Source organism: Roseibium sp. AWQ4_254 (assembly GCF_056161025.1).
Genome location: NZ_JBSWYH010000006.1, coordinates 188,888 through 199,111 on the forward strand (window position 1 = coordinate 188,888; position 10,224 = coordinate 199,111).

Sequence of the window (10,224 nt, forward strand, 5' to 3'; positions counted from 1 at the left end):
TCAGGCCGCCTGATCATCCAGCCAGCCGCGGACGATGGTCACGGCTTCCGTCGGATGGTCCTTGATCATGTCACCCACCTTGGCGATGGAACTTGCCTGCATTGCCCCTTCCTGCTTCGCCTGCTCGAGCCATTCGATCACGAAATCGTCTTCAGCCTCGTCCTCATTGGGCACATCGGTTTCCACCACAAGTGTGCCATCGGGGCCGATCATCAGCTCCTGAGGCTGTTTTTCGTCCGGCGTGACGATCCGCTTCAGGAGCGGACGGACCACGAAGAGCAGCAGGAGCAAGGCAATCAGCAGCAGAACACCCAGTTCCGCAAACCGCATGATGTCGTCCCGGGTGAAGTTGAACAGACTGGTGTCATCAGCCATCAAGTCGTCCTGCGGCGGCAGGGCAAATTGCAGATTGACCACTTCAACGATATCGCCGCGCCCCTGGTCGAAGCCGACCGCGGAGCGGACCAGAACTGCGATCCTGTCGAGCGTGTCCTGGGAACGGGGTGAATAGACCGAATTGCCATCCGCATCCGGCAGATAGGTACCATCCACCAGAACGGCAACGGACAGGCGCTTGACCTCGCCCGCCTCAACCACTTCGGTCCGGGTCGAGCGGGAAATCTCGTAGTTGACGATTTCCTCCGTCGTGGACGCCGTGTCCCGCCCGCCTTCGCCCTGCTCGCCGCCCGCATTGGGCAGCTCGTTGCCGACGGTCACCTGACCATTGCGGCTGACCGAAGACGACGCCTCTTCCTTGGTCTGGGTGGAGCGGACAACCTGCCCTTCCGGATCAAAGGTTTCTGTGGTTTCCGTCAGCCGGTTATAGTCCACATCCGCATGAACCCGCACCCGGGCCCGCCCCGGGCCCACAATCGAATTCAGGATTTCCTCAACCTGATTGCGCAGGCGGGTTTCAATGGCCACCGTGCGCTCCTGCAAGGACGTAGAGATCATCCCCTCATCATCGCTGCCTGCACCTGAGGCCAGAAGACGGCCAGTCTCATCGACAATCGACACATGGTCCGGGTCCAGTCCGTCAACGGCCGTGGCCACAAGGTGCTGTACCGCGCGGATTTCCCCGGGCCCAAGCGCCCCGCGCACATTCAATACGATGGACGCGGACGGCGGACGGCGGTCTTTCTGGAACAGCTGCCGCTCCGGGATCACCAGATGTACCCGGGCCTTACGGATGCGGTCCAGAGACCCGATGGTCCGGGCCAACTCACCTTCCATTGCTCTCAGGTGATTGATGTTCTGAACGAAACTGGTCGCGCCAAGTGTGTCGCTGCGGTCGAAGATTTCATAACCGATGGAGCCACCGGTCGGCAGGCCCTCTGCGGCCAACTGCATGCGCAACCGGGCGACCTGTTCATTCGGCACCATGATGGTCGAGCCCTGGCGGGCAAGTTTAAACTGGACGCCCTGGCTTTCCAGCTGGGTGACGATGGCGGCGGAATCTTCAAGCGTGAGTTCATTGTAGAGAGTGGTCATCTGCGGCGCAGTCACCCGCAGAATGATGAATGCGAACACTCCGACAAGTATTGCGGCAACGGCACCCATGGCCGCGATCCGCGCTGCTCCCAGCGTCTTAATAAATTCAGTTATGCCGTTCACGTAAGCCCGCCCGCATCAGAAGCTTGTCTAAGTTGTTATTATGGGAGTCGGCCCGACACGCCACACTACGATGGGCAAAATTTGCCGCCCGGACGGTTAACAAGTGGTTAACAGAATCTTTACGAAAATCACAAAATGGCCGTTTTCTGCCCTTTTCAGAATTGCAAAACGCAACTGAAGTGGGGAAAAACTGCCCACTTCATTAATTTTTGGATAAACCCTTTATTGCAAATGGAAAAGCGCTTGTGGCCTTCGGGCAGTTCTGCGGCCCATCCGCAATTCAGCGGAGCCACCCGGGCCACCATTGTCAAAATGTGAACAAAAAAAAGACCGACAAATGCCGGCCTTCCCCGGGATGCGCATTCCGCGCCCCGCTTTCCAAACCTGACGGATGGATGGATCAGCCTCTGTATTGCTGAATCCGTGTGGCTCTCAAACCGGCCAGCCCATGCCGTTCGATTGAACTTTGCCAGGAGAGGAACTCCTCCACTGTCAAAGTGTATCTCTGGCAGGCCTCTTCCAGCGACAGAAGGCCGCCGCGAACGGCTGCGACCACTTCTGCCTTGCGGCGGATCACCCACCGTTTTGTGGATGTCGGAGGCAGGTCTGCAATAGTAAGCGGACTACCATCCGGGCCGATGACATATTTTACGCGCGAACGAATCTGTTCGGTCATTGTACTCTCACACTAACCATGACCAAGGTAAGTTGAGACTACAAGACGACGCTTAACAAACGCCTAAAGCAAAGTTGGGTTTTTATTAACTATAAAATCTAAATTTAGTGAATGATATTTAGGAAGCAATGAAGAGAAAAGCTCGATTTCTTAACTTCAATATAGGGTTCTGTTAACCATAATTTCCTCAAGCTGCATTTTGCAAGGCAAAACGAGCTCCCACCCCCATCCGCTGGCAGCTCATGCAGAACCGCCTCCTCAAGAAAATAAGCCAGCACATAAACACCCGGGCCCGCAGCCCTCCCCGGCAGAGACTTCCAATACATAGCGTCATTCCGGCTGCCACGCTCCTGAGCCTCTGATGCTGTGTCGTAGCACACGCCCTTAGAGGGAATACCAACATCAGCAAACAAGACCCTATTGGATAGTTTTTTCAGGTTCGTCATTTCGCGCGTCCTGGACGATGCCCCGCATAGCCCCGTGACATCCTCCTTGCTGAACGCTCTCATATTACGGTCCAATAGGGTCTTATTCGGTGTGGGCGCTAGAAAGCCTGCCCCAATAGGAAAGCCCACCCAAGGCGCGACACCTTGAGCGGGCAAGTCTCTTTGTTGAATGCCAAGCGCAGTTGCTCAGCTGGGCATGGCCACGGACAGGACGGAGGACACCGGAATTTCCCGCCCGCCAACACTCAGGAGAACCTCACTGCCGGACAGGTCAACGCGGTCGACCCGGCCCGTATACTGTGTCTTGACCGGCTCCTTGTTGCTGGCCGCGTCCTTCATGTCGAAGGAAATGGTATAAAGGCCGTTCGGAAGGTCCGCCCCGGCGGTGGAGCGGCCGTTCCAGTCCAGCGTGCCTTCACCCTTTTTCAGGTCCGCCTCGCCCTTATAGACCACATCGCCCGTGGAGTTGCGGATCTCATAAGTCCCGCTGACATCCTCGGCCAAATCATATTTCCAGCTGGCTGAGCCCCCAGACAGGTTTGTTGTCGAGGCATCCACCGTCACATCATTGCCGATATAGCTGACATAACCCATCGTCATATTGGTGCTCAGCGAGGAGATGATCGATTCCAGGTTCTTGTTCTGCTGGATCGCCTGTTCCACGTTGGAATATTCCACCAGCTGGCTTGTGAACTGGGCCGAGTCCATCGGGTCCAGCGGATCCTGGGCCTGGATCTGGGCGGTCAGAATGTTCAGGAACAGCTCATAATTGGCCATCAGCCCTTGCTGGCTTGACAGGCTGGTCTGCGTGGACGAATTGCTCGCTCCAGATACCGTTGTCATTTTTTGCTCCCCGGGTGGCGCACCACCCTCCTCTTCAAATCTTCAGATCCAGACCGCCGCGCTGCGCTGCAAGCGTCATCTGCACTATCTCTTGTTCAAGCTCACCGGTATCCGCCTCACTGCTGTCTCCAGAGCTCTGCGGCAGATCAGAGGACCCGCCGGATGTATCGTCTCCGGAGGCGAATTCCTGCCCTCCCTCCTGCTGGAGTGAGAATTGCAGATTTTCAGGGTCCGCCGTTAGTCCGGCAGCCTCCAGCGCCCGCTCAAGGCCGCGCTGGTCCCGCAGAAACATGTCGAGGGTTTCCGGACGCTCCACCACCAGATGCGCCTGAACACCACCATCGGCCGACACTTTCATATGAACATCCACCCGGCCAAGCTCCGGCGGATCAAACCGCATCTGGAACCGGGTCTGGCCGTTTTTCAGATTGCGGGCCATTTCCGCAGCCACCTGACCGGCAACCTGGGCGGACTGGGCCTGATTGGGCGTCTGCAGGCTTTCCGTTCTCATGGCGCCCGCCGTATCGCCGCCGCGCAACGTGGCTCCGAACTCGCCGGAAAAACTGATATCAAGCGGGTCCCCGGAGGCTGTCTCATCGGACGCCAGTTGGGACGCCAGGAAGGTCGCCGCCAGGGGAGAAGCACCCTGCAGGCGGATCTCGCCCCCTGCGGGTGCCCCTTTGACCGCACCATCGGTGCCGGTTGCAGCCCCTGTCTGGCCAGCGGCTTCATCAGCAGCCGCCTTGGCGGTTGACGGGCCTGCCCCCGCACCGGAGCCCCGCAGCCCGGCCTCCGAATCTTCCATCGTGACCGGTTTGAACTGCGTTGCAGCCCCGGCCCGCCCTTGATCCGGCTCAGAAGACGCAGCCGCAGCCAGAGCGTCAGAAGACGCCTGTTGAGACTGCGGTGTTTGCTTCGACGCGGCAGTGGCCGCACTGGACACCTCAGCGGAAGCCGCCTGAGACGCAGTTTGCGAACCAACTTCCGCAGGGGATTGAGTGGGCAACTGCGCTCTTTGTTGCCCCAGGTCCCCAGCCGCTCCTTTAGCCTCGATCTCAGAGGCGTTTGCCGCCGGACGTTCCGCGCCCGGCGCCCCGCCCTGCTGGATTTTGGCAGAGCCTGCGTCCAAAGTTTCAGTCTCTTGCGAGGCTGACCCGTCTGTGCCCAGGGCGCTGCCCGCCAAGGACAGGCCCGCCGCATCCGGACCGGCAGAAGAGGTCAGCAGCCCAGATCCGGCCTGGGCCACTGCCTGTTGTCCAGAACCAGCACCGGAAGCCTGAGACGCAGCGCCCATCGGAGATCCGTCGGCAGCCACGCCCCCAGCTCCGTCAGGAGCCCCGCCTTGACCGGCTCGCGCGCCCTGACCAAGGGCCGGAGCCCGCAGCTCGCTCGGCAATTCGCTTTGCCATTTGCGCGGCGCTTGCGCGCCCGAAAGGGCCGCAGACGCACTGTCCCCACTCACCGGGCCAGCCGGCCCCTCAAGGCGCCCGGCCTGTGTGGCAGCTTGCGCGCCCCCGGCCTGAGCGGACGCAGCTTGTGCAGAGAGGCCCGGCACCTGGTCCGCCGCCTGCCCCGCCTTGACACCAGACAGCGTTTCAGTTGCCGTCTCTCCCGCCGCTGGCGTGACAGCGCGGCCCGCGCCAGAGCTGTCAGCAACCGCGCCGTTGGAAAGACTGGACACAGCTCCAGCGGATGCCCCCTGCCCGTTACCACCCCCGGAAATACCTGTCGGCTGACCGGCAGAATCTGCCGCAGCTGAGCCCCCCGGCGCCTGGGGACCGGCGGGCGCCTGAGGCACCGTACTGCCTGCCTGTGCGCCCGGGCCAGACAGAAGACCATCTTCCGAACCGCCCCGCTCGAGCGGGGCGGCCCCTCCCGTAGAGAGAGCGCCCGTTGTCAGATCGTCACCGCCTGTCTCCGCTCCGCCTTCGACGGAAGGTGGCGTGACAGGCACGTCCGCGGGAGCGGCAAAGGCGCTGCCGACACCCACGGAACCATCTGACAAGACGTTGGTTTCGCTGGAAACCACATCGCCCGCACCATCCCCGTCCCCAAGGGCAGAGAGCTCGGCTTCAAATGTAGACGAGCCGCTCCCCTGTCCAGCAGACGGTCTTCCTGGCCCCTGAAACTGAATCCCACCAGCTGCTCCGGTCCCGGCCCCGGCTCCAATGATATCGGTGATCATGCCTGTTGGCAGCACTGTCGCCCCCGAAAGGTTAGGCCCGCAAACCGGGCATCTGTCGTCGCCGAGTTAAAAGCAAACAATGGGCCAGTTTCAAAATTCACTGCAAATAATTGTTTTTATTATCTTTACCTGAATTCCGAGCGCACCTCCCTCCGCAAATGCACGGCAAGCTTTGCCGGTCGGGCAAAGCATGCCTGCCGTGCGCCCTGCGGCAATTGGCATTCAAAACCCAAATCTGTATAGTGCAGCAACTTTTGATGACAGCCAGCGGCAGGCGCACCGGCATAGCCCGCGCGCCAGGAGGCAAGCCCTTGAGGGGCGCCCCGCCCGGCACAAACCTTCTGGATGAGTTTTGACCATGCGAAACAGTCTTGACCTGCCCGGGCGCCCGGAAGACACGCGCGTTGTCGTTGCCATGTCCGGCGGCGTTGACAGTTCCGTCGTCGCGGCGCTGATGAAGGCGGAAGGCTATGACGTGATCGGCGTCACCCTGCAGCTTTACGACCATGGGGCGGCCGTCTCCCGGGCCAAGTCCTGCTGTGCGGGCGTCGACATTCACGATGCCCGGCGTGCGGCGGAAAAGATTGGCATTCCCCATTATGTGCTCGACTATGAAAGCCGCTTCAAGGAACAGGTGATGGACCGGTTCGCCGACAGCTATATTGCCGGCGAAACCCCGATCCCGTGTGTCTCCTGCAACCAGACGGTCAAGTTCACCGATCTTTTGAAGACCGCCCGGGACCTGGGCGCCGATGCACTGGCCACCGGCCACTATGTGCGCTCGCAGCAGCAGGGCAACAAGCGGGCGCTCTACCGCCCGGCGGATCTGGACCGGGACCAGAGCTATTTCCTGTTTGCCACCACCCAGGAGCAGCTGGACTTCATCCGCTTCCCTCTGGGCGGCATGCCCAAAGCGAAGGTACGGGACCTGGCGGCGGAATTCGGCCTGGCCGTTGCCGACAAGCCGGACAGCCAGGACATCTGTTTCGTGCCGAATGGGGATTATGCGCAAGTGATCAGAAAGCTGCGCCCCAATGCGGCAGAACCGGGCGACATCACCCATATGGACGGGCGGGTTCTGGGCCGCCATGACGGCATCATCCATTTCACCATCGGCCAGCGCCGGGGCATCGGGGTTGCGACCGGCGAACCGCTTTATGTGGTGCGTCTGGATGCGGAGGCGCGCCGGGTGATTGTCGGCCCGCGTGAGGCGCTGGCCACGCGCACTATTCTTTTGCGCGAGCTGAACTGGATCGGCGACCAGCCGCTGGACGAAGGCGACGAAATCGAGATCTTCGCCAAGGTCCGCTCCACCCGCCCGCCGGCACCCGCCACCTTGAAGCTTCTCAACGGCAAGGGCTTTGTCGATCTGGCCAACGGGGAAACCGGCGTTGCACCGGGCCAGGCCTGTGTCTTCTTTGACAGCGACGATGAAACGGCACGGGTACTGGGGGGCGGCTGGATCCACAAGACCGAGCGCTCCGGCGCCTGGGCGGTCGATTTTCCACAAGAGAGCGCCCCGGTTTCTGCCGTTTAAGGCCAAAGGCAAACCTTTGCGGGCCGGCGCAGATTCTCCCCTTGACGCCCGCCCGCAGCGCCCCTATAAGCACCTCCACGTCGCGCAGGCCACCGCCTGCCCTCGCCTTATGGCGGAGTAGCTCAGCTGGTTAGAGCAGCGGAATCATAATCCGCGTGTCGGGGGTTCGAGTCCCTCCTCCGCTACCAAGTTTCCTCAATGTTTCTCTGATATTGCTAACAGCCATGCAGGAACGATTTGGCATCCGTTTTTTGTTGGCATAAACACAACATCTTCGAACAATAGATTGGGCGCAGGTGCATTTCGGTTGCGCATTGCGACCGATACACGCATTTCGTATCCATATTCATATCGATAGAAAATGCAAAGAGGCTAGAACGTGCCTATTGTTCTTTCTCAAAAATACGACCTGAATGCGGATCGCGCTATCTCGGACAAGAACGAGGACCGATTTGGCTTTTCCGATATTTCGAGGCCACTTGCTGCTTCTGTCGTGTCCGCAGCCGCCCAAAAAGGAATGGTAATTGCGGTCGAAGGCAAGTGGGGCTCAGGAAAATCTAGTCTCGTTCAACTTATGCAGCAAGAGATCAAACAAAATTTTGGGAACAATATTTCAGTAATCAATTTCGCCCCCTGGCTCATTGGCCAGCGAAGTCAATATGTTATTGCCTTGACCGAAGCTCTGGCGAAGGAAATCGAAAAACATGCAGATATTGCAGGCAGAAGCGCGACATTAGATCAAAAGAAAGCGCGAGAAAATGCCACATTGCTCCGAACCTACGGCGCTCATGCCACAGGTTTCCTAGCACAGGCTGCAGAGCTTGGTTCGCTGCTTCACCCAGCTTTTAAATATGTTGGAAAGATCTTCAACATAGCGAAGAGTTATCTCGAGAAATCGAAATCAGAGCCTACAATCGAAGAACAGAAAGCTGAGATTGAAAAAATATTAGGGGAACAGAATCTCCGCTTTGTAATCTTGCTGGATGATCTCGACCGGCTAGAACCTGCTGAAGCTGTCGAAGTGATGAGGCTTATCCGTTCAGTCGCTGATTTTCCGAACGTTGTTTACATCCTCTGTTACGATAGAGAAGTACTATCCCACGCGATTGAAGAGGGTCTACGAGTCAAGGATGGAAATTCATATCTTCAAAAAATAGTTCAAGTTAGCTTTCGTGTACCTCGACCAGAGCCGTTTGACTTGCGTCATTGGCTCAAGGATGAAATTGAGCAGATCTTTATTCAGGAGTCCACCGAGGATGATAACCCCTCATCGTTCCTAAAAACTCATGATCAAGAACTGAGTAGTGCCATTGATTTTTTTGGGGGAACACTGTCAACTCCTCGGGATGTAGTTGCCATTCTGAACTCACTTCGTTTTCACTTCCCCCCAATAAAGAATGAAATTTACTTTCCTGACTTAGTGTTTCTCCAAATAGTGAAGATTACATGGCCAAAATTGTATGAATGGATAGAAAATTATATCGGAGAATGGTCGGTCATTGCTACTGGAGATGCGATACTCACCGCTGGAGAAACAAGCAAATTTCAAAAGGAGCTTCGCGAACTTCTTGATCAAGACGACACACTAGCAAATAATCAATTTTATCGGCTCGCAAAATATATTCCTGGTATAGAGCCAGATATTGGAGAAGACTTTTGCAAGGTGTTTGAAAAGCCAAATGACGAAAAACTGAGAGAATTTGACCAGCTCAAGAGGTTGGGAAGCCCAGAGTTTTCTCGCTACTACTTTGCATTTTCCGGCCTTCGCTTGGGCTTTTCCTCTACGGAAATCGAGAACATCATACAACTCGCAAGCCGCAATACCGAGGGATTGAAGTTGCGCTTTAAAGAGATGGCTCGCGAGTCGCGTCCGCTCAACGGCACTTGGTTCGAATACTTGATAGATCGCCTCACCCGGTCCTCCCACGAAAACTGGGACGACAATGTGCTTTGCAACGTCCTAATCACAATTTCTGATATAATGGATGAAGTGCAACTCTCACCTTATATTCTCAGGCCATACGGAAAACTGAACATCGCCACAAGCGCAAGTGATTTTGCGTATCGCCTTCTTAATACGCTAAGAGACAGGAATAGCGACCTGCACAAGCAAACTTACGATCGAATGGTGGTCGAAGGTCAATCAATTGCTTGGTTAGTTGATTCCTTCATTGATGACGAGCTTTTGCGTCATGGTTACCACGGTCGAGGAACCACAACAGAAGCTTCTTGGAATCTTTCGACTGAAGAAGTTGAGTTTGGGCGAATAGAATTGCTCAAGAGACTTCAACAAACTGAAGAAAGAAATCAACTATATAGGAGCAAGTTGCTCGCATCTCCCTTATTCAGATGGCGCGACTTTGCAAACGGAGATTTAAAACCTGCACAGAACTGGGTAAAAGAATTTACCGAAACTGATGAGGGCTTCATCCATGTTATGGAAGGTCTCCGCGGATGGGTCAACAGTAGTTCTACAGGAATAAGCTATCCATTGAAACGAAGTAGCGTCGAGCCTTTCACTGATTGGGATGGCACGTTAGATCGGCTAAAAAAGATAAGCAACGACATCAACATCACAGAGGATCTACGAATTCGAGCATCTAAATTACTTTTAGATATAGATGAAGATTTCTAGCTTACAATCCTTATCAGAAAAGCGGATCGTCAATCCTGCGTTTTTTCACTTACAAGTCTTGGATCATTAATAGAACATAACTTTATTGGAATCATAATCCGCGTGTCGCGGGTTCGAATCCTGTTGCCGGCACCATGAACTCCCTTGTCCGATCCGAAGACATAGGTCACAGTTTGTACCGGAGACATGGGTTACAACGTGAGCGTCCGCTGAACCCCACCTCCCGCTTTTCGATTTTGCGCCTTAAGTGTCCACTTATGCAAATGGACACTTAAAGGCGCGTGATGA

At 56.5% G+C, this 10,224-nt stretch carries 7 protein-coding genes and 1 tRNA gene; 3 read left to right on the forward strand and 5 right to left on the reverse strand.

The genetic code is table 11. The features are described from left to right. The 5 genes from fliF to ACXAIC_RS06705 form a co-directional block, all read right to left on the reverse strand. Positions 1-1,614, reverse strand: coding sequence for a flagellar basal-body MS-ring/collar protein FliF (gene fliF / locus ACXAIC_RS06685; RefSeq protein ID WP_475174971.1), 1,614 nt, complete (start codon positions 1,612-1,614; stop codon positions 1-3). Positions 1,615-2,014: 400 nt separating this feature from the next. After that, on the reverse strand, positions 2,015-2,290 hold the full coding sequence (sciP, locus tag ACXAIC_RS06690; RefSeq protein ID WP_265966962.1) for a CtrA inhibitor SciP: 276 nt from the start codon (positions 2,288-2,290) through the stop codon (positions 2,015-2,017). 104 nt (positions 2,291-2,394) lie between these two features. Continuing rightward, positions 2,395-2,736, reverse strand: coding sequence for a hypothetical protein (locus ACXAIC_RS06695; RefSeq protein WP_475174973.1), 342 nt, complete (start codon positions 2,734-2,736; stop codon positions 2,395-2,397). 186 nt (positions 2,737-2,922) lie between these two features. Beyond that, the gene (locus tag ACXAIC_RS06700) at positions 2,923-3,579 is read right to left on the reverse strand and encodes a flagellar hook assembly protein FlgD (RefSeq protein WP_475174975.1); all 657 of its coding nucleotides are present in this window, start codon (positions 3,577-3,579) and stop codon (positions 2,923-2,925) included. A gap of 34 nt (positions 3,580-3,613) precedes the next feature. Beyond that, the gene (locus ACXAIC_RS06705) at positions 3,614-5,779 is read right to left on the reverse strand and encodes a flagellar hook-length control protein FliK (protein WP_475174977.1); all 2,166 of its coding nucleotides are present in this window, start codon (positions 5,777-5,779) and stop codon (positions 3,614-3,616) included. Between the two features lie 343 nt (positions 5,780-6,122). On the opposite strand from ACXAIC_RS06705, the gene mnmA reads away from it, so the two are divergent. The 3 genes from mnmA (at position 6,123) to ACXAIC_RS06720 (ending at position 9,936) form a co-directional block, all read left to right on the forward strand. Further along, positions 6,123-7,301, forward strand: coding sequence for a tRNA 2-thiouridine(34) synthase MnmA (mnmA, locus tag ACXAIC_RS06710; protein ID WP_475174979.1), 1,179 nt, complete (start codon positions 6,123-6,125; stop codon positions 7,299-7,301). A gap of 111 nt (positions 7,302-7,412) precedes the next feature. Beyond that, a tRNA-Met gene (locus tag ACXAIC_RS06715) sits at positions 7,413-7,489 on the forward strand. A 191-nt stretch (positions 7,490-7,680) separates the two neighbouring features. Continuing rightward, positions 7,681-9,936 (forward strand): KAP family P-loop NTPase fold protein, encoded by a 2,256-nt coding sequence (locus ACXAIC_RS06720; protein WP_475174982.1) that lies wholly within the window; start codon positions 7,681-7,683, stop codon positions 9,934-9,936. The last annotated feature ends 288 nt before the right edge of the window (positions 9,937-10,224 follow it).

What these genes read in the sequence shown, in the direction of transcription:
- sciP (WP_265966962.1), bottom strand. Translation starts at nt 2,290, where the DNA reads ATGACCGAACAGATTCGTTCGCGCGTAAAATATGTCATCGGCCCGGAT.
- ACXAIC_RS06695 (WP_475174973.1), bottom strand. Translation starts at nt 2,736, where the DNA reads ATGACGAACCTGAAAAAACTATCCAATAGGGTCTTGTTTGCTGATGTT.
- ACXAIC_RS06700 (WP_475174975.1), bottom strand. Translation starts at nt 3,579, where the DNA reads ATGACAACGGTATCTGGAGCGAGCAATTCGTCCACGCAGACCAGCCTG.
- mnmA (WP_475174979.1), top strand. Translation starts at nt 6,123, where the DNA reads ATGCGAAACAGTCTTGACCTGCCCGGGCGCCCGGAAGACACGCGCGTT.